Raw genomic sequence first — 18,756 nt, forward strand, 5'->3', positions numbered from 1 at the left:
CTTTATCGAGCCCGCTCGAGTGGGGGCTGCTTCCAACGGCCATCGAGCGCTTCGGGTTTGGGCCAGTAAAGTCTCAACGTTGCCCAGAATGGCCCTGCCGGAATCGGCAGCCAGTTCGCCTCCAAGTCCTTTCCCGGAGATTCGTGCTGGAGGTAGATCGTGATCTTACCGTCGGCGTCACGCTTCAGGTCTGGCAACATCGACGAGTTGATCAGATAGCGATCGAGGGCATTCGGATAGAGCAGGCTTTCCGGAAGGTCATAGACGGTAAGCGACCAGAACGAGTTGACCGGCGGCAATTTGTCCGGCGTGAGGTATAGCCGGTAGTCGTGGTCCCCCCTCAGAGCCTTGCCGTCGGCATCGGCGAAATAGGTCGGGTAGAGGGCCTCTTCTTTCGAGTTGCCGTATATGCCCAGTACGGCCGCTGACATGCGGGCCATGTAGTCGTTTTTCATGAACTCGCGGGTACCGAACGCCTCACTGGCGGGCCGCTTGCCCGTATCGACCATCGTCGCCTTGAAGTCGGCGAACTCCTTCCATGCATCAGCCATTCCGTCCAGGACGGCCTGCTGCATTTCCGGTGACATCGCTGCGAAGTCGAACTTGCTGCCAGGGCCGATGCCGAGCCTGGCAAAGCGTGCCATGAGATCAGCTTCGGATGGGTGCGTCGGACAGAATTGAAGAACGAAATTGAGAATGTTGAAGAATTCGGGCGACTTGCGCTGGTCTTCCGGCGACAGCGGCTTGATGAAATCAACGGGAGGAGGCGCGGGTGGCGCCGGCTGCCCCAGGAACCGAGACAGCGGTTGCACACTGTAGCCCGCCTGAACTTTCCTGACCTTGTCGATGTCGGCCGCACCGGAGAGTTGTGTCCGGTAGAGCACGAAATCGAAGTCGGTTTCGGAGCGGATGACAGCCTTGACGCCTGCCGGTTTCTCGCCGCTCCAGCGCGGACCGACAAGCAGGAAATTCCCTGCTCCGTTGCCGGTGGCGCGGCTGCCGACATAAGCGAAATTGAACGTATACATGTCGATGAACTGGAGCGAATAATATCGCCCGGCCTCGACTTCAGGCACACTGATCACCAGCGGCTCGGCGCGCAAGTCAGCGCCGAGCTGTGAATAAGGCGTGTCGGAATTGGGAGTCTGGATCGCCTTGTCATCTGGCGTGAAGACGCGAGCGACGTTGTTGATATTGTTCCAGGTCGCTTTGAAGTCAGGATTGTTACGATCAACAAAATACGAATACTGAACTCTATAATTATCTACAAGCGGAAAACCATAGATCGTGACCTCTTTTGCTATATCTCTGGCCTCTTTAGACGATAAATTTTGAGCAATAGCAGAATGCACTGCCATCACACACGCGATTGCAGTAAAAATAAACCTGATCATGGTCATCCTCGTGGCGATATTGCAATACGTATATTTTCCGCGCGCAAAGAACATTTCCTGCGGCCGGCGAAATCCCCTGTTCCTTCATTTCCGCTCTGGAAATAGCGGTGCTGACAAACTACACAATCGAGATGGAGACACTGTCCGGATCCAGACAATCTGGGGGCTAGATGCTGAACTTGACGCGAGAACAGGCAGAACAAGTCATGAGCGAAGGCGCTTGGCTCACGAATGTGGGAGACCCTTTCAGAGCCACCCTGTTGCGCCATGCGCACCTCCTGAAATTCGCTCCAGATCAGATCATCTACCGATTTGGTGATCCGCCCGGTGGGATGTACGGGCTCGTTGCCGGCTCGCTTACCATCAACACAGCGCCACCCGACGCAATCCCTCGCTTGATCCATCTTGGGATGCCGGGATCTTGGACAGGTGAAGGCCCCTTCTTGACTGGCCAGCCACGCAGGGCAGAGATGAGGGCTCTCAGCGACGCTTGGATGATGCATGTGCCGCTGGATGCCCTGGAGCAGATGACGGCGCGCGACCCCGGCGTACCGCGCGCGATTGGAATGAATACGGTATTCACCGTGGACGTGCTGCTCCGAATCGTTCACGACCTGCAGAAGCGGGATGTCGGGCGCAGGATAGCCTCCGTGCTCCAACGGGCCGGTTGGCTCGGCGACATGCCCATCCCGTTGTCTCAGGCAGACCTTGGCATCATGGCGAATGCCTCGCGGCAACAGGTCAACGCAGCAATGCGGCGTTTCGCTTCTCATGGCTGGGTGAAATACACTTATCGGTCCGTTACCGTGATGAAACCACGGGTGCTGCGACAGTTCTCCGAAGGTGACGGGTCGGAGTAGTTAGGCAGCGAAAAGTCTCAAGGGGGGGAGCTTTGAACGTAGTGTCTCAGACATCAAAGGCACAGATAGCGCTATTTCTCAGCCTGACGGTTTTCACCACCGGACAATCTTTTCTTCTCGTCGTGCTTCCTCCGCTGGGAAGGCGCCTGGGCTTCTCGGACCTCCACATCGGCGGCATACTCAGCTTGTCTGCTTTGCTTATCATGGCCTCGGCCCCTGCCTGGGGCTATCTCAGCGAACGCATAGGGCGACGTCCGGTCCTGTTGGCAGCTCTTGCTGGGGCTATGCTGGGCTCCGTCGGATTTGGTGCGATCGTCCATTTTCGGCTGTCGGGTACCTTGAGCGTTTTCTTGGCGCTAGTGTTGATAGCCGTCGTCCGCGCGGCTCAAACCTTGGTCACCAGCGGCATCTTGCCCGCAGCACAAGCCTACATGGCGGACGTTACTCCTCCAGCCCAGCGGGCCAATGGCATGGCCACCCTCGGGGTGGCTATCGGCGTTGGCGCTATCCTTGGGGCAGCGCTTGCGTGGCGCGTTGCGGGAGCCAATCCGGTCATGGCTTTCGCCATCATCGCAATACTGGCTGCTGTTGCACTGTCGAGTATCCTCTGGCTGGCCAAGGAACCCATCCGCGCCGCCTCAACAGCTATTTCAGACACCCGCCTCCCGCTCGGCCGGATATGGCCATTCTTGGCGATCACGCTTGCGTCTATTTCTGCGTACAGCATCCTGCAGCAAGTTACGGCGCTGCGTCTGCAGGATACGTTGGGCTTCACGATCGAAGAATCGATCTCCAGGGGAGGCGCGGCGCTGATGGCGACGGCGCTTGCTATGATTGTCGTGCAGGCTTGTGCAGTTCGCGTCTTCGGATGGACATCAGCCCGGCTGCTGGGGGTTGGAGCGATCACGGCAGTAATTGCCATGCTGATCTGCACCTTGGTGACGACCTATTCCGCGATTTTCGCCACGCTGATCCTGCTCGGCATCGGTCTGGGTCTCATGCTGACTGGAAATCTCGCTTCGCTCAGTTTGTGGACTGGAGGCGGCGCGCAGGGCAAGGCCGCAGGCGTCAATGTCCTCGCTCAGGGGCTGGGGCAGGCAATCGGGCCGATCGCCGGTGCCAGCCTTCATCGGATATCCCCTGAGGCCCCATTTTCTGCAGCGACAGTACTGCTTGCGATAGCATGCCTGGTTGCGATTTCGGCATGGAGATCTGCCGCGGCGAACCAACTGTAGTAGCGCCTCGGGCCAAGCCGCAGCTTGCCCTGCCCGCCGTCATGCTCGACCTGAACCCAGACCAACGCCGACGCGCCCTCGATCTGGGCAATGTTCGAGACGACGTCCTCGCCGTCATCGTTGGGAATGATAGTCGCGTGGTGTGGACAAAGCAGTCTCCCTCTGGATTGGCACGTGGGGAGGGAACCGAGCTGCCAACACTGCGTTCTGGACCTCATGGACGAGTTCATTGAGCGGTTTGGGCAAACGACTTGGCTCCCCTTTTCCGTAATTTCGGCCAGGCTTTTGCTTGCAGCGCTCTTGGGAGCGGTTGTAGGTGCCGAACGCGAATGGCGTAACCGGCCGGCCGGATTGAGGACCCATATTCTTGTTTGCGTTGCCACGGCCCTGATCGCCGTCTTGGCAATCGAGATCACCCACCTTCACGTGTTCGATGGTCAGGAGGTCGCGATTGATCCCCTCCGGCTGATCGAAGCCACTACCGCAGGAGTGGCGTTTCTGGCTGCCGGCATCATTTTCTTCTCGAAGGGAGAAGTTCAGGGGCTTACCACTGGCGCGGGCATGTGGCTGGCTGGAGCCATAGGTTTAGCGGTAGGGCTCGGGTTCTGGCAGATTGCTACGCTAGCAACTGTACTGGCGCTGATCGTGCTGGGGGTCCTGCAGCTAGTCCAAGTGGGGAAAAAGGATTGAAATAGGACCGACTTGTTATTGGGCGGGTCGACGTAGCATCGCTATTCCTGATCAACGGTGGCAACCTTGTCCCGCCGGCGATCGAGCGCAAGCTTTCAGCATGCGTAGCCGCGAGATCGCCGCAGAAAAGCCGGGGAACTGCGCGACCTTCTCGGCGTGACGCCTCTGCCCTGATGTCGGGGAGCTGCCACGCTTGAAGGGCTTCTGGGAAGCGTTGGTGGCACGAAGGTCCTGTTATGCTTCGTCGCCGCGCATGACCCTGTCGAAAGTAAAGGCGGCCTTAGCCTCAGCCCGATTGTCGCGCGATACAGGCGCGCCATCCCCTCATTGGCCGCCATGCGGTGCCCCTCGTAAGCCCTGTTTTGTCCAGCGGGCGAGGACATTTCAAGGCAGCACGTTGCACGACCTACCAGTCAACGACTGTGCCATCTTCCAGAACCGCGTTACGTGTGTGCAGAACTTCGGGTGCGAACGGGTGCCTCGCGCATTCCTTCTCGTCCACCTCGATGCCGAGGCCGGGAGCCTCGGGAACCTGCCAATAGCCATCGATACGGCGAATGGGCCCCTGGACCACATCGAAATACCAAGGAACGGCGCCAACCATCTCTTCCTGGATGACGTGGCTTGGCGTCGAGACCGCAAAATGCAGCGCGGCCGCGCCAGCGATCGGGCCGAGCGGATTGTGCGGCGCCACTCCCACCGAAAAGGCCTCGGCCATCGCCGCGATCTTCTTGGCCTCGCCGAGACCGCCGCAGTGGCAGATGTCCGGCTGGATGATAGCGACCGCGCGGGCATTCAGCAGATCAACGAATTCCGATCGGTCGACAAGGCGTTCCCCGGTCGCCAGCGGCACCGTAACGCTTTGCGCGACCGTCTTTAGCGCAGCGGTCTCGCCTGGCGGCACGGGCTCTTCCACGAACATCGGGCGACCGGGCGCCAGCGCCTCGATATAGGCGATCGAGGCCGCCGCGCTTGCCGGGCGGCCATGGAAATCCACCATGATCTCGACCGAGTTGCCGGTCGCCTTGCGCATTGCTTCCATCATGCGGGCGACCTTGTCGATCTCGGCCAGGGGTGCATGGTAGTTCGTATAGGGAATGAAGACTGCCTTGAAAGCACGGTAGCCCATCCCCACCACCTCGCTTGCGCGTTCCACCAGTGGCGCTTCCTCAAGAGTTCTCGTATACGGCGCGCATGTCGCCGAGGCCGAGATGGGTATAGACCAGCACCTTATCGCGGACCTTGCCGCCGAGCAGCCGCCACACCGGCACGCCGAAGTCCTTACCCACAATGTCCCACAGCGCCATCTCGATGCCGGAGATCGCGCTCATTCCGATTACGCCAAGGCGCCAGAAGCTGTGCTTCTTCATAACCCTCACGGCCTGCTCGATATCGCGTGGATCGTGCCCAATCATCAGTGGCGAGAGATCTTCGACCGCGCCGGCTACGGCGCGCGTCTTCCATTCCAGCGTCGCCTCGCCCCAGCCGAAAAGCCCCGGCTGGTCGGTCTCGACTTTGACGAAGACCCAGTTGCGCATCTCTGCGTTGACGATGCGGGTCGTTATGGCAGTTATCTTCAAGGCCGTGGCACCTGATGGAAGGAGTGAGACAACGTCAGCCCGCGAAGCGCGGTTCGGGCAGGCCGCGTACGCCGACATCGAGAGCAAGGACGCCGCCGGCGTGAGGCTGCTGCTTCAATGCCTCGGGCGAGAGATCCCAGATGGCGGACGTTACGTAAAGCGTCGAGAGATCGGAGCCGCCGAACATGCAGCTCGTCGGTTTCTGGACGGGCAATGGGACGATGCGGTCGACACGACCGTCGGGTGCGTAACGCACCAGCCGCCAGCCGTCCCACTGCGCATTCCACAGGAATCCTTGCTCGTCGATCGTCGACCCGTCTGGGTTCCCTGGTTGCCCCGCGCAATCCGTGAACACACGGCGATTGGCGATCGCCCCACTTTCCAGGTCGAAGTCGTAGGCGAAGATCGTACGGATCAGTGTATCGGCGAAGTAGAATGTCCGGTCATCCGGGCTCCAGGCCAGGCTGTTGGAGATACCGATGCCTTCCTCCATCCTCGTACAGGAAAGATTAGGATCGAGACGATACAGGCCGCCCGTACGGTTCTTGAGGGTATCGTCCATCGTCCCGGCCCAGAAGCGGCCGCGCCGGTCGCACTTCCCGTCATTGAAGCGATTGCCGGGCTTGTCGGCCTCGGGGGCGGCGAGCCGTTCAATGCCACCGGTCTTCGGGTCGAAAAAGGCGAAGCCGGAGGCCAGCGCCAACACGATGCCTCCCGCCTCACGCAGCGCCAGTGAGGCGACTCGCTCGGGCAGCCGCCATGTCAGGGTTTCGCCGGAGACGGGATGAAAGCGCTGCAGTAGGCAGCCTTCGATGTCCACCCAGTAGAGTGCCTGTTCAGCGGCGTCCCACACGGGCACCTCGCCCAGCCTGTTCGCGCAGTCGACGACGCAGCAAACCTCCCGCTCCAATGCCGCTATTGTCATGACCTCTTCCTCCTCCTCGAGAGCCGCAGCGAGTAACCTGCGACCGCAAGCAACGTGAGGCCACCCGTCCAGATATACTGGTAGTAGGCGGAAACCTGCATCAGATTCAGCGCGTTCTGCATCACGCCGACCGCCACGGCGCCGAGCAGGACCCCGATCGCCGTGCCGCGTCCGCCGAACACAGAGACGCCGCCGACCACGACAGCCGTTACCGAGGCGAGCGTAAAGGTCGATCCTGCCTGTGGATCGCCGCTTCCGATGCGCGCGGTCACGATAAGACCGGCTATGGCGGCGCAAATGCCGCAGAAGACATAGGCGGCCGCGCGGATCCAGGATGTCCGGATTCCCACCGCCAGACTTGCCTCGCTGCTCGATCCGACGGCATAGAGCCGCTGGCCGAGGCGGCCCCGCAGCATCAAGTATTCGAAAGCAATGTAGACAAGCACGATCACGAGTGCCGCGGCCGGCACCGGGCCAAGCGAGGTCTCGAAGAAATCGAGGAAATCGTCGCTCACCAGCCCGCCGGGGCTGGGCCGGACAATCAGAGCGAGACCGAATACGACCGAGTACGTGGCAAGCGTCGCGACGAGGTCGGGGATTTTCAACCGCACGATCATTAGGGCGTTGACCAGGCCCGTCCCCGCTCCGGCCGCCAGAGCAGCGCCGATGGCAGCCACGACTCCAGCACCACCTTCGGTCGCGGCAAGGAAGGAGGCCATGGCCGTGACGAGACTGATGAGGGGGCCGACGGACAAATCGATGCCGCCCAGCACGACCACGCAGAACTGCCCAAGCGCAACGAGAGCCAGCGGCGCCACCTGGGCGGCAATGTTCGACAGGTTGCGCGAAGTCAGGAAGAAATCGGAGTAGCGGGTCGTCGCCAAGCCCAGCAATGCTATGAGGACCAGCAGCAGCAGCGGACCTATATAGCGCGAAAGCAGGGCAGAACCGGCCGCCAAGTCGCTTTTCGCCGCGGCCGAAGGAGTTGTCGCGTCGCCGATCAGAGACGTCGCAGCCTGCGGATCGCCATGCGTCTGCCCGGCCTCGACGGCGCTGCCGACGATACGCTCCTCCGTTGCTTCGGCGCCGGCGATCTCGTCGACGATCCGGCCCTTGGAGAAGACGAGGATGCGGTCGCTCAACCCTATCAGTTCCAGCAGGTCGGAGGCGACCAGGATGACCGCCGCGCCGGCGTCGGCCAGCGCGCGGATGCGCCGATAGATCTCGAGCTTGGTGGCGACGTCCACGCCGCGGGTCGGATCCTCGAAGACATAGACCTTGGGATCGCCGACGGTCCATCGGCCGAGCACGACCTTCTGCTGGTTGCCTCCCGATAGCGTGCGTACAGCCTGCTCGCCCGACGCCGCCTTGATCGCGAAACGCGACATTGCATCGCGTGTCTCCTGGCGCTCGCGGGCGCTGGGGATGCGTCCAAGACCAGCCCATTCCGCCAAGTGTGGAACAGACAGATTCTCGCGGATGGAGTGCGGCATGAACAGGCCCTCGCGATGCCTGTCGCCGGGAACATAGACCAAGCCGGCCTTGATGGCGTGCGCGGGCGCCTTGAAACGCGCCTGGTTGCCGTCCAACATCACCGAGCCGGCGCAGGGAACCAAGCCAAAAAGAGCGCGAGCCACATCGGCCTGGCCATTGCCCTGGATGCCTCCTAAGCCGACGATCTCTCCGGCGCGAACACCGAAGGAAAGGTTGCTGAAGAGACCGGGGCTCGAAAGCGACTCGACCTTGAGCCGCTCCGCGCCCACGGCTTGCGCGCGCGGTGGATAGGCCAGGGCGAGATCGCGCCCGACCATCATCGCCACGAGCTTCTCATGGTCCACTGCCTCGCGGTCGACCGTCCCGACGAGTTCACCGTCCTTGAGAACCGTGATGCGATCGGCGATCGCGAAGACTTCCGGCAATCTATGGGAAATGAAAATGACTGCGGTGCCCTGCCGCTTGAGCTCGGTCACAATCGAGAACAGGCGTTCGATTTCAGCCGCGTCGAGGGCCGAGGTCGGCTCGTCGAGGATCAGGACAGAAGGATCGCCCGTCAATGCCCGCGCGATCTCCACGATCTGACGTTCGGCGACCTCAAGATCCCTGACCAGGCGATTCATCGGCAAGGTAACGCCAAGACGACCGAGGATAGTGCGCGCACCCTCCTCCATGGCCTGACGATCGACAGTGATCGCCCCACCGGGCTCGCGTCCGAGCCAGATGTTCTGCGCTACGTCGAGATCGGGAACCAGGCGCGTGTCCTGGTAGACCATCGCGATGCCGAGACCCTGGGAATGGCGCGGTCCGGTGATGTGCACCTCGCGCCCCTGGACGAGGATCGTTCCCGCATCAGGTTTCCAGACGCCGGCGATGACGCGCATGAGGGTCGACTTGCCGGCGCCGTTCTCTCCCATCAGCGCATGGACCTCGCCTGGACGGCATGCGAACGAAGCGCCTTTCAGCGCCTTGACGCCGACAAAGCTCTTGTCGATGCCTCTCAGTTCTAGCGCGTAGATTTCCGTTCCAACCGCCGGGTCATGCTGCATTCGGTGTCTTTCAGGCAAGGGCGGGCCGCATCCTGGCGCGGCCCGCCGGTCGGTTCTTCCAGCCCTCAGCTGAAGAGCTTCTTCAGTTCATCGTCCGTCAGCAGCGTATCGACGAACACCCCGTCGGGCAGATCCTTTTTGATGAACTGGCTGTAGTTGCTGTCATCCATAAGGACCGGGCTGATGATCTGGCGCTTGGGTACGTCCTGACCGGAAAGCAGCTTCATTGCCGTGCGCAGCGCAACGACGCCTTCCCATGACGGCTCGGAGACGCAGCCGATCTTGAACTTCGGATTGGCCGCCTTCTGCGCGTCATAGAGCTTGAGAAGCCCGTTGTAGTCGTCACCCGTGGCGGGCACCAGCGGACGGTTCGCCGCCATGAGCGCCTTGAGCCCCCCTGCCGCATCTTGCCCGCCATCGCACCAGATGCCGTCGATCTGCGGATAAGCGGCGATCAGGTCCGCCATGACCACCTTGGCCTTGTCTTCTTGCCAGGATGCATCCTTGAAGGCGAGCACCTCGATGCCGGAACCGAACTGAGTCTGCGCGCCTGCCCAGCACTCGGCCGTGTAGGAGTTGCCAGGCAGGCCGCCGAGGGCGACGATCTTGCCCTTGCCGCCCAGCGCATCGTTCAGGAATTTGCCCGTGGTTGCGCCCTTCTTCTTCGGATCTGTGCCGATGAAAGCAGTCCAGTTGTCTCCTTCGACCGGCAGATTGAAGGGAATTGTGACGATACCGGCCCTGGTTGCTTTCCTCAGTGCTGGAACAACCGCCGTGCCCGAGTTCGGTATGACAAGCAGGGCATCGACGTTCTGCGCGATCAAGTCCTCGATGTCATTGACCTGCTTGGTGATATCACCCTGGCCGTCGACCGTGATCAGGTCGTATTTGTCCTTGTTGGCGGCAGCCTCGGTCTGCATGGAAGCAAGGTTCTGCGTACGCCAGGTGTTTCCCGAGAAGCCGTTCGAGAAGCCGATACGCATCTTGCCCGACTTTTGCGCGCCCTTGGCCATGTCGGCCGAGCCTTCGATCTTGGCGTTGCTGATCACGTCGGCCAAGGCCCCACGGGTGAGTGCGAAGGAACCGATGGCGGCCCCTGCGCCCAACGTCAGCAGTTTGCGGCGGTCGATAGTATGTTCTGTCATTGCTCTCCTCCTTCTGGAATTTCACCGTTCATCGGCACTCGCGCCGATTAGCCGGTAGACGATCACGCTCAGGGCGATGAGAACGCCCTGGATGACGTATTGGGCGCCCGTGGATACCTGGGCGATGTTGGTGAAGCTGTTGAGTTCAGTTACGAACAGCGCGCCGGCGACGGTGGCAAGGACGCTTCCAATGCCACCCGTAAGGGCTGTTCCTCCGACAACGACGGCGACGACCGAGGTCAGCAGGAACTGGTTGCCGATGCCGAGGCTCGGATTGCCGATATAGGCCGTGAGCAGAAGGCCGCCGAGCACGGCCAGCATGGCTGAGAGCGCATAGGCGATGACCAGCACGCTGCGCGCCGGCACCCCCATGAAGCGCGCCGCCGTCTCGTTGGCGCCGACCGCGTAAATCCACCGGCCGAGCGTCGTGCGTCGCATGATCCAGGCCAGCGCAATCGTTATGGCCAGCCAGCACAGGGCGCTCGCCGGAAGGCCGAAAAGCGAGCCCTGACCAACCACATTAAAGGCCGGCGCGGAGGTTCCGTACGGCGCACCGCCGGTATAGACGAGGGCCGCGCCGAACAGGATGGCGTTCATGGCCAGGGTGGCGATGATGGGCGCCATGCGAAGGACTGCGATCAGAATCCCGTTGATCACGCCGACCCCCAATCCAAGCGCCAGGCAACAGGCCAGCGCCAGCGGAATGCGCTCGTTCTGGCCCATCATCATGCTGGTCGCGAGTATGTTGGTCATGGTGACGACACCCGCGACCGAGAGATCGATGCCGCCGACGAGCAGGGCAAGGGTCTGACCCGACGCGACGAGCCCAAGGAAGGCCGTGACCTGAAGGATGTTGAGGATCTGCTCAGGTTTCAGCATGGCGGGCGAGAAGAAACCCGCCACGGCGTAAAGCAGGATCACCGCGACCCAGACCGGATAGCGACGCATCATGCCAAGCGCCTGGCTCATTATGCGAACTTCCCTGTTGTCATCGGGTCGTGCACGATGCTTCCTCCAAAACTGGCATGCGCTGTATCACGCACCCATCATAAATGTAAACAGGTTTGGCTTAAGATTCATGCAAAAATTGCTTGACCTATCATATAGGTTGAAGCGATAAGGGGCGAAATGACTGTGATGACAAAAATACCTGAAACTGGCGATACTCCGCAGTCGCTCGTCGACACCGTAGCGGACAGAGTGGTTGACCATATTCGCACCAACGCACTTGCGCCCGGCTCCCCGCTCCCCAGCGAGTTGGCGTTCGCCGTCGAAGCAGGCGCCTCACGCGCGGTCGCCCGCGAAGCATTCAGAAGTCTGGCTGCGTTGCGGCTGATCGATGTCGGCAACGGCCGGCGCGCGCGCGTGGCACCCGCGGACGGTTCCGCCATCGGCCGCATGATCGACCATTGCGTCTATACCAACCAGCTTTCCGTCCAGCAGATATTCGACGTGCGCCGCACGATCGAACTCAGGACGGCCGCCCTCGCATCATTGCGGCGCACCGACCAGGAGGCTGACGAGATTTGTGCGATCGCAGACGGGATGAAGCGGAGCTTTGCCGCGACAGGAGACGTGATGGAACTCGATATCTCTTTCCACGCTGCCGTGGCGCGCGCGTCGCGCAACCCCCTTTTCGCCTTGCTGGTCACATCCTTCGCTTCCGTCACGCGGCAGAATTGGGCGATCGGTTGGGCCGCCCGCCCGACCGACGCCGAGCGCATGGGCAGCATCGAAGGCCATGGCACAATCGCCGTTGCCATTCGGAAGGGTGACGCAAGGGCGGCCGAAAAGGCGATGGCGGACCATTTCGATCTCACCGTCCGCGCCCTTCTCACCGCCGGAGTCATTTGATCCCGGGCACGGTTCCAACCCTTGAATACTGCCGCATCGAAATCGAGTTGAGCATGGGTGCAATCCCCTACTTTGACCTGACGGGCAAGACCGCGCTGGTGACTGGGTCATCCGGCGGACTCGGCCTGGCCATGGCCCGCGGTCTGGCGGAAGCCGGCGCCGAGATTGTTCTCAACGGGCGTGATCCAGACAGGCTCACGCAGGCGGCCGAGAGCTTCGGCGAGCGCGCGGGACAAGTTCACTTCAGTGTGTTCGACGTATGCGATGAAGAGGCGATCAAGGGCGCGTTCGGGCGCCTCGACGACGAGGGTCGCGCCATCGATATCCTGGTCAACAATGCCGGCGTCCAGTTTCGCCGGCCGATGCTTGAGCTGGAAAGCGCCGATTGGCGGCGGGTGCTGGAGACCAATCTCACCAGCGCCTTCATCATAGGTCGCGAGGCCGCCCGCCGCATGATTGCAAGGGGTGGCGGCGGCAAGATCATCAACATAGGTTCGCTGACCAGCGAGGTGGCGCGGGCCACCGTCGCCCCCTACACGGCAGCGAAGGGCGGCATCAAGATGCTCACCCGCTCGATGGCGGCCGAATGGGCGGCGCACGGCATCCAGGCCAATGCGATCGGCCCGGGCTACATCGATACCGAAATGAACAAGGCGTTGACGTCCGACGCCAAGTTCGATGCCTGGGTCAAGGGTCGCACACCTTCGGGCCGATGGGGCCTGCCAAAGGATCTGGTGGGAACCGCAATCTTCCTGGCATCGGCCGCCTCGGACTACGTCAACGGCCAGATCATCTATGTCGATGGCGGCATGCTTGCCGTCCTCTAGCCGAACACTTCAGGGAACCAAAATGCTCGGTGTCGTCGTCCATGCTCCTCTCGATCTTCGGATCGAGGAAATCACCAATACCGAACCTGGACCAGGTGAGGTTCAGGTCCGGATATCGAGAGGCGGAATCTGCGGTTCGGACCTGCATTACTTCAATCACGGTGGAACGGATTCGATCCGTCTGCGCGAACCGATGATCCTCGGTCATGAGATCGCCGGCACGATCGCGGCTGTTGGCTCCGGCGTCTCCGGCATCACACCAGGAACACGCGTAGCGATCAATCCCAGCCGGCCCTGCGGTGATTGCGAGAATTGCCGGGCCGGTCTGCGCAACCACTGCATCAATATGCGCTTCATGGGCAGCGCCATGCGCTTCCCTCATATCCAGGGCGGGTTCCGTGAAATGCTTTGTGTCGATCGGGATCAGGTCTTTCCCGTCGCCGAGGGCGTGTCGTTGGGCGAGGCCGCGATGGCCGAGCCGCTTGCCGTGTGCCTGCACGCCGTCAGGCGGGCGGGACCGCTGGAAGGACGCAAGGTGCTGGTCACCGGCTGCGGCCCGATCGGCATTCTAACCATCATGGCCGCCCGCCATGCCGGCGCGGCCGGGATCGTCGCGACCGACATCCACGACTCCGCCCTTGCTCTCGCGCAAAAACTCGGGGCCGATCATATCCTGAACGTGGCGGAGGAACCTGAGTCGCTTGCCGACCTCGCCGGGCGGAACGGCGCGTTCCACGTCCATTTCGAAGCCTCTGGAAGCGCATCGGTCCAGCGCGGCGCGCTCCCTCACCTGCGTCCGCGCGGCATATTGGTGCAGCTTGGTCTGGGAGGCGATGTCGGGCTTCCCCTCAACCTGATCGTGACGCGCGAGGTCGACCTTCGCGGCAGTTTCCGCTTCGATGCGGAGTTCGAGGAGGCCGTCGCTTTCATCAACAGCCGGCAAATCGACGTCAGGCCACTGCTCAGCGCCGTTTTTCCGCTCGACCGGGTGCTGGAGGCCTTTGCGCTTGCGAACGACAAATCGAAGGCGACAAAGGTCCAGATCAGCTTCGGTCAGGACGTGTAGCACTAACCGGAAGACCGGGAGACGATGCTCGATCGCCGGTGATTCATCCACTCAGGGCCGCCGGCGTGCGGCGAAGACCGACCGATGGAGCCTCCAAGTCCATGAAGATCACCGCAATCCGCACCTTGAGGCTGCAAGAGTTCGCCAATGTGCTCTGGGTCCAACTCGAGACCGATGCCGGCATCACTGGGCTCGGCGAGACCTTCTACGGCGCCGGCGCCGTGGAGGCCCATATCCACGAGGTATTGTCCAGCCGACTGCTTGGCCGCGACCCCCTTCACATCGAGGCGCTCTCGCGCGAACTGGTGAACCTGCCGCTGGCGCAATCATCCACCGGCGCGGAATACAGGGCTGCTTCCGCGATCGATCTGGCGCTGTGGGACATATTCGGCAAGGTCTGCGACCTTCCTGTCCACCAGATGCTGGGCGGCGCCTGCCACAAGCGCATCCCCGTCTACAACACCTGTGCGGGCTACGGCTATGTGCGTTCGAACCGCATCAAGCCCGTGGACACCTGGAACATGGGAGCGTCGGACGGGCCTTACGAAGACCTGGTCGCCTTCATGACCGACGCCGGCGCATTGGCCGAAAACCTGCTGGAAAGCGGCATCACAGCAATGAAGATATGGCCCTTCGATCCCGCCGCGGTGGAGAACGATGGGCGCTTCATCACGGCAGCGCAGCTTCGCACCGCTCTTTCGCCGTTCGAGAAGATTCGCAAGCGGGTAGGCGACAGGATACAGATCATGGTCGAGTTCCATTGCCTATGGAACCTGCCCAGCATCAAGCGCATCGCACGCGAACTGGAAGCCTTCCAACCAACCTGGTACGAGGACCCGATCCGCATGAACTCGACCTCGGCGCTTTCCGAGCTTGCGGCGCACACCTCGGTGCCCATCTGCGCCTCTGAGACGCTGGGATCGCGCTTCCCCTACAAGGATATGCTGGAGGCGGGCGCGATCGGCATTGTCATGACGGATCTGGTGTGGACGGGCGGGCTCACCGAAGGCCGCAAGATCGCGGCACTGGCCGATACCTATCACCGTCCCTATGCGCCGCACGACTGCACGGGACCGGTGGCGTATGTGGCGGCAGTCCACTCGTCCTTCTCGCAACCCAACACGCTTATCCAGGAATCGGTGCGTGCCTTCTATACCGGCTGGTACAATGAACTGGTCACGGAGCTGCCACGTGTCGTCGACGGTCACGTTCTGCCCATGGAGGGACCAGGGCTCGGCACGGAGTTGCAGCCTGCCGTCTTTGAGCGCCCCGATCTCTCAACGCGCCTTTCGCAGATGTAGGGGTAATTCCCATCGTGCCCTAGGCTCGGGCCCGGACTCAATTGAGCCACCAGGTTATTTCGGCTGCGAGAGGCTTCCAGCAAGGGAGTTTCTCGCGAGCTTGTCGTATCGGGCGGTCGAATCGCGCAGCCAGTTACAGACTGCCAATTATGCGACTTCTCGAGTACAACTAGCGAACATACAGCAGGCTGAACGTCAACTTTTTGACGCGTTCAACAGCGTTTCAATCTCAAGTTTCGCTAGTGAAAAAGCGAACGAAGAGTCAGGTCGCCTCTTGCATCCTCCTTTGCGTCGATGCGGAGACCGACAAAACGATCGATTGTCCACGAGGTGGTGTCGTGGGCCACTGGAATCCGATCTAGGCCTCCCCCTTCTTTGCTTTGGCAAAGCCGCGATCCGTTGCGATAAACCGTTCCAGCATCGGCGCGATCAGGCGCGATGGATTGATCTCAAATGAGCTTCGGAGCTTATTTGCTCTTCCCGCGCCAATCCTCCACGAGCGAAAAAAGAAACGAGCCTGACCAGGTCAAAAGGAGCAGGCCGTTCAGTGGTGTGATGGACGTGATGAGCCGCATTTCGCCAATGGGTATCACGTTGTTGTAGCCGAGCGAGGCGTAGGCCTCGGCGGCATAGTAAAAATAGTCCATGCTTGACGGGAAGGCCTTTCCGCCGAAATCACCTAGGGAAAGTGTCTGGTCCGCCAGATGAAATATGGCGGCGTAGATGCCAATCTCGAGAAGATGAAGCCCGACCAGGCCGCAGATGACGAAGAGCAGTGCAGGGTAAGCGCCAGTGGACTTGCGTGCCAATTTGTCGAGGCGCTGGATTGCTTCGTAGTGCAAAGACGACGACCCAATGACCGCGGCGAACGTCAATGTGATGGCAATTAGCATGTTCATGGAATTATCTCGCTAGCGACGCTTCGCCCATCTGGTATGGCCCTGGCGAAGGCATGATCGCGTGCAAGTGGACCTTAAAAAGGCGAGAATCCCTGGCCTCGCCGGCGCGCGATTAGACCGATCGCCGTACCCTGAAATTGTCGCAATGATGATGAAGACCTGAGGCGGCCAAATGGGCCATGTGTCTTGGCATTCCGGAGAATAGGCTTGACGAAACAGCTAATCTTCGCGTTCGCAATTGCTTTTCAGTCCACTGCCGCACTGGCGCTACCCTGTGAAGGAAGCCGGCTGGCGGTTACCGCCCCGAGTTGGTCGGTAACAAGCCCGGCGCCCGGGTCGTACCGGATCACGGTCGGCTTGCAAGGCCAAGCCGAACCGATGAAGAGTGCCATAGGCAGAATTTACTTCATCGACAAAAGAGGCGGCGTAATTTCCTCCACCAAGATCGACAGGCATTTGCAAATCAATCCCGGCAGTTGGACAAAGCAAACGACCAAATCGAACAATGCTCGATGGCGCCAGTTGGTCGGCATGAACCACTCTGATGTTTCGGTGAGCACCTGCGTCCATTCCGCGAGCTTTGAAGACGGAACGACCCAGGCATTTTGACCGCATCAGCCATCCGACACCGCTCCTGATCATCCGTGACACACGTTTTGCGCCCTCGGCTATAGCTCGTCGAAGTTGCGACAGGTCGTGGCCGCCGGGAATGAGATGCTCCGACGATCGATGCCAGCATGCATGGCAGCTGACCTCCTACAGCCAGTTATCGCTACAGAACCCCTGTAGCCGGTGGCTGGTGTCCGCAATTCGTTCCGATTTGCACCTTGAAGATGACCGTTGCCTGGTTGGCACGACATGTCTGCAGGGCCGGGCCGCCATCCGCTGAAATGTGTTCGAGCAGGCACAGATCCAGCGACGGTCCTTCCAGCCCAACCGGAACGAGCAGACGCATATCCGCAAGGTCACACCATTCGAGCATCGGCTTCTCCACACGTGAATGGGCGGTCGGGAGGAGCACGAAAAGACGCTCCTGCCAAAACACCTCGGCGCTGCAGTTCTTGTCGGCCCCGATGTCGTGCGTGAGAAAGATGGCGAAACGCCCGCGGCGTAGGGTGGCCAGTCTCTGCCTGGCTTGGACATCCTCAATGGTGAGCCTGATGTCTGGATACACTTGAACCGATCCGTGACGTGCAGTCCGTGACAGTGCCCTATCCCCGCGCGCTTTAGCTAGTTGGCGCGAAGTGCCCCGATCACGGCGGCCGTAACCTCTGCCGTGCTGGCAGCACCGCCAAGATCCGGGCTCAGAAACTCTCCGCGGTCGGTGACGATTTCGATCGCCACCATAAGGCGACGCGCTGCAGCCGCCTCCCCGAGATAGTCAAGCATGAGGCTTGCTGTCCAGAACGATCCAAGCGGATTGGCCACGCCCTTGCCGGCGATGTCGAACGCCGAACCGTGGATGGGTTCGAACATGGACGGATGCCGGCAAGACGGATCGATGTTCGATGTTGCGCCAACGCCAAGAGAACCTCCAAGCGCAGCAGCCAGATCCGAGAGGATGTCGGCATGGAGGTTGGTCGCTAAAACCGTATCGATGCTGCCGGGCCTGTTGACCATTCGCTGGGTCATGGCATCGACTAGCATCCAGTCGACAGTCAGACCGGGGTAGTCGCGAACCACCTCGCGAACGACTTCGTCCCAGAGCACCATGCCGTGACGCTGTGCATTAGATTTTGTGACGACGGTCAGTAGCTTTCGGGGGCGCGACAGAGCAAGGTCACAGGCAAAGCGGGCGATCCGTTCGATCCCGGTTCGGGTAAAGACGGCTACATCCATGCCGACCTCTATCGGCAGGCCGCGATGGGCGCGACCGCCAACGCCGGCATATTCGCCTTCGGTGTTTTCGCGGACGATTACCCAGTCGATCTGCTTGCCGAGGTCGGGCCGCAGCGGACCGGTCAGTCCAGGCAAGAGGCGCGTCGGCCGCACATTGGCGTACTGGTCGAACCCTTGGCAGATGGCAAGGCGTAGCCCCCAAAGTGTGATATCGTCGGGGACATTCGGGTCGCCCACTGAGCCGAAATAGATCGCATCGAAGCCCTTAATCTGATCGAGGCCATCCTGCGGCATCATGCGGCCGTTGCCGCGATAGTAATTTGAACCCCAGTCGAAGCGCTTGAAATCGAAGGCAAGATCCGGTTCGGCAACCGTCAAGGCTTCGAGCACCTTCACCCCGGCCTCGATGACCTCCGGTCCAATACCGTCACCACCAATGACAGCGATCTTATGCGAGGCCATTCCAGGCTCCTCTTCGAGGGCAACGACGATAGCGCCAGCCATTCCTTCGGTATTGGGCCCCCATGAGGCCGAGTAAGTTCCCTAAAAAGAGGAATTGTATATTTGCCCTAAAAAGGAGGCCAGGCCCGCGGGGCGA

19 protein-coding genes are annotated in these 18,756 nt (G+C 61.1%); 8 read left to right on the forward strand and 11 right to left on the reverse strand.

Going from position 1 to position 18,756, the window contains the following annotated elements; all coding sequences use genetic code 11:
• Positions 1 to 2 precede the first annotated feature (2 nt).
• Positions 3 to 1,394, reverse strand: coding sequence for a DUF1254 domain-containing protein (locus AC1VON_RS29440; protein WP_483125792.1), 1,392 nt, complete (start codon positions 1,392 to 1,394; stop codon positions 3 to 5).
• A gap of 170 nt (positions 1,395 to 1,564) precedes the next feature.
• On the opposite strand from AC1VON_RS29440, the gene AC1VON_RS29445 reads away from it, so the two are divergent.
• From AC1VON_RS29445 to AC1VON_RS29455, 3 genes are all read left to right on the forward strand, one after another.
• A complete protein-coding gene (locus AC1VON_RS29445) occupies positions 1,565 to 2,254 on the forward strand; it encodes a Crp/Fnr family transcriptional regulator (protein ID WP_172349143.1) in 690 nt (229 codons plus the stop codon).
• Between the two features lie 41 nt (positions 2,255 to 2,295).
• Complete coding sequence (locus AC1VON_RS29450) at positions 2,296 to 3,489, forward strand: MFS transporter (RefSeq protein ID WP_172349142.1); 1,194 nt, start codon at positions 2,296 to 2,298, stop codon at positions 3,487 to 3,489.
• A gap of 216 nt (positions 3,490 to 3,705) precedes the next feature.
• A complete protein-coding gene (locus AC1VON_RS29455) occupies positions 3,706 to 4,179 on the forward strand; it encodes an MgtC/SapB family protein (protein WP_172349141.1) in 474 nt (157 codons plus the stop codon).
• A gap of 406 nt (positions 4,180 to 4,585) precedes the next feature.
• Here AC1VON_RS29455 and AC1VON_RS29460 read toward each other — a convergent pair whose 3' ends face one another.
• From AC1VON_RS29460 to AC1VON_RS29485, 6 genes are all read right to left on the reverse strand, one after another.
• Positions 4,586 to 5,335: an enolase C-terminal domain-like protein gene (locus AC1VON_RS29460; RefSeq protein WP_483125793.1), complete on the reverse strand. Its 750-nt coding sequence runs from the start codon at positions 5,333 to 5,335 to the stop codon at positions 4,586 to 4,588.
• 13 nt (positions 5,336 to 5,348) lie between these two features.
• Positions 5,349 to 5,759 (reverse strand): enolase-like domain-containing protein, encoded by a 411-nt coding sequence (locus tag AC1VON_RS29465; protein ID WP_483125794.1) that lies wholly within the window; start codon positions 5,757 to 5,759, stop codon positions 5,349 to 5,351.
• Positions 5,760 to 5,793: 34 nt separating this feature from the next.
• Entirely contained in the window at positions 5,794 to 6,684 is an 891-nt protein-coding gene (locus AC1VON_RS29470) for an SMP-30/gluconolactonase/LRE family protein (RefSeq protein ID WP_206681908.1), read from the reverse strand.
• Complete coding sequence (locus tag AC1VON_RS29475) at positions 6,681 to 9,227, reverse strand: ATP-binding cassette domain-containing protein (RefSeq protein ID WP_483125795.1); 2,547 nt, start codon at positions 9,225 to 9,227, stop codon at positions 6,681 to 6,683. Before AC1VON_RS29475 ends, AC1VON_RS29470 begins: the two co-directional genes overlap by 4 nt.
• 65 nt (positions 9,228 to 9,292) lie before the next feature.
• Entirely contained in the window at positions 9,293 to 10,372 is a 1,080-nt protein-coding gene (locus tag AC1VON_RS29480) for an ABC transporter substrate-binding protein (protein WP_172349138.1), read from the reverse strand.
• A gap of 21 nt (positions 10,373 to 10,393) precedes the next feature.
• Positions 10,394 to 11,341: an ABC transporter permease gene (locus AC1VON_RS29485; RefSeq protein ID WP_172349137.1), complete on the reverse strand. Its 948-nt coding sequence runs from the start codon at positions 11,339 to 11,341 to the stop codon at positions 10,394 to 10,396.
• Between the two features lie 159 nt (positions 11,342 to 11,500).
• Between AC1VON_RS29485 and AC1VON_RS29490 the strand changes: the two genes are divergently transcribed.
• From AC1VON_RS29490 to AC1VON_RS29505, 4 genes are all read left to right on the forward strand, one after another.
• On the forward strand, positions 11,501 to 12,226 hold the full coding sequence (locus AC1VON_RS29490) for a FadR/GntR family transcriptional regulator (protein ID WP_483125796.1): 726 nt from the start codon (positions 11,501 to 11,503) through the stop codon (positions 12,224 to 12,226).
• A 53-nt stretch (positions 12,227 to 12,279) separates the two neighbouring features.
• Positions 12,280 to 13,053, forward strand: coding sequence for an SDR family oxidoreductase (locus tag AC1VON_RS29495; RefSeq protein WP_172349135.1), 774 nt, complete (start codon positions 12,280 to 12,282; stop codon positions 13,051 to 13,053).
• A 22-nt stretch (positions 13,054 to 13,075) separates the two neighbouring features.
• Positions 13,076 to 14,119 (forward strand): L-idonate 5-dehydrogenase, encoded by a 1,044-nt coding sequence (locus AC1VON_RS29500; RefSeq protein WP_483125797.1) that lies wholly within the window; start codon positions 13,076 to 13,078, stop codon positions 14,117 to 14,119.
• Between the two features lie 101 nt (positions 14,120 to 14,220).
• The gene (locus AC1VON_RS29505) at positions 14,221 to 15,420 is read left to right on the forward strand and encodes a mandelate racemase/muconate lactonizing enzyme family protein (protein WP_483125798.1); all 1,200 of its coding nucleotides are present in this window, start codon (positions 14,221 to 14,223) and stop codon (positions 15,418 to 15,420) included.
• Between the two features lie 358 nt (positions 15,421 to 15,778).
• Here the strand turns inward: AC1VON_RS29505 and AC1VON_RS29510 are convergent, their stop codons facing one another.
• Positions 15,779 to 15,841 (reverse strand): DUF2274 domain-containing protein, encoded by a 63-nt coding sequence (locus tag AC1VON_RS29510; protein ID WP_246741017.1) that lies wholly within the window; start codon positions 15,839 to 15,841, stop codon positions 15,779 to 15,781.
• Between the two features lie 46 nt (positions 15,842 to 15,887).
• Complete coding sequence (locus tag AC1VON_RS29515; RefSeq protein WP_172349132.1) at positions 15,888 to 16,319, reverse strand: ion channel; 432 nt, start codon at positions 16,317 to 16,319, stop codon at positions 15,888 to 15,890.
• Positions 16,320 to 16,526: 207 nt separating this feature from the next.
• Here AC1VON_RS29515 and AC1VON_RS29520 point away from each other — a divergent pair, with 207 nt between their 5' ends.
• Positions 16,527 to 16,928, forward strand: a complete 402-nt coding sequence (locus AC1VON_RS29520) for a hypothetical protein (RefSeq protein ID WP_172349131.1) — start codon at positions 16,527 to 16,529, stop codon at positions 16,926 to 16,928.
• 163 nt (positions 16,929 to 17,091) lie between these two features.
• On the opposite strand, the gene AC1VON_RS29525 is transcribed toward AC1VON_RS29520, so the two are convergent.
• Positions 17,092 to 17,493 (reverse strand): LysR substrate-binding domain-containing protein, encoded by a 402-nt coding sequence (locus AC1VON_RS29525; protein WP_483125799.1) that lies wholly within the window; start codon positions 17,491 to 17,493, stop codon positions 17,092 to 17,094.
• Between the two features lie 56 nt (positions 17,494 to 17,549).
• On the reverse strand, positions 17,550 to 18,620 hold the full coding sequence (locus tag AC1VON_RS29530) for a tartrate dehydrogenase (RefSeq protein ID WP_172349129.1): 1,071 nt from the start codon (positions 18,618 to 18,620) through the stop codon (positions 17,550 to 17,552).
• Positions 18,621 to 18,756 lie beyond the last annotated feature (136 nt).

It is taken from the genome of Mesorhizobium sp. HAY1-8B, assembly GCF_056868045.1.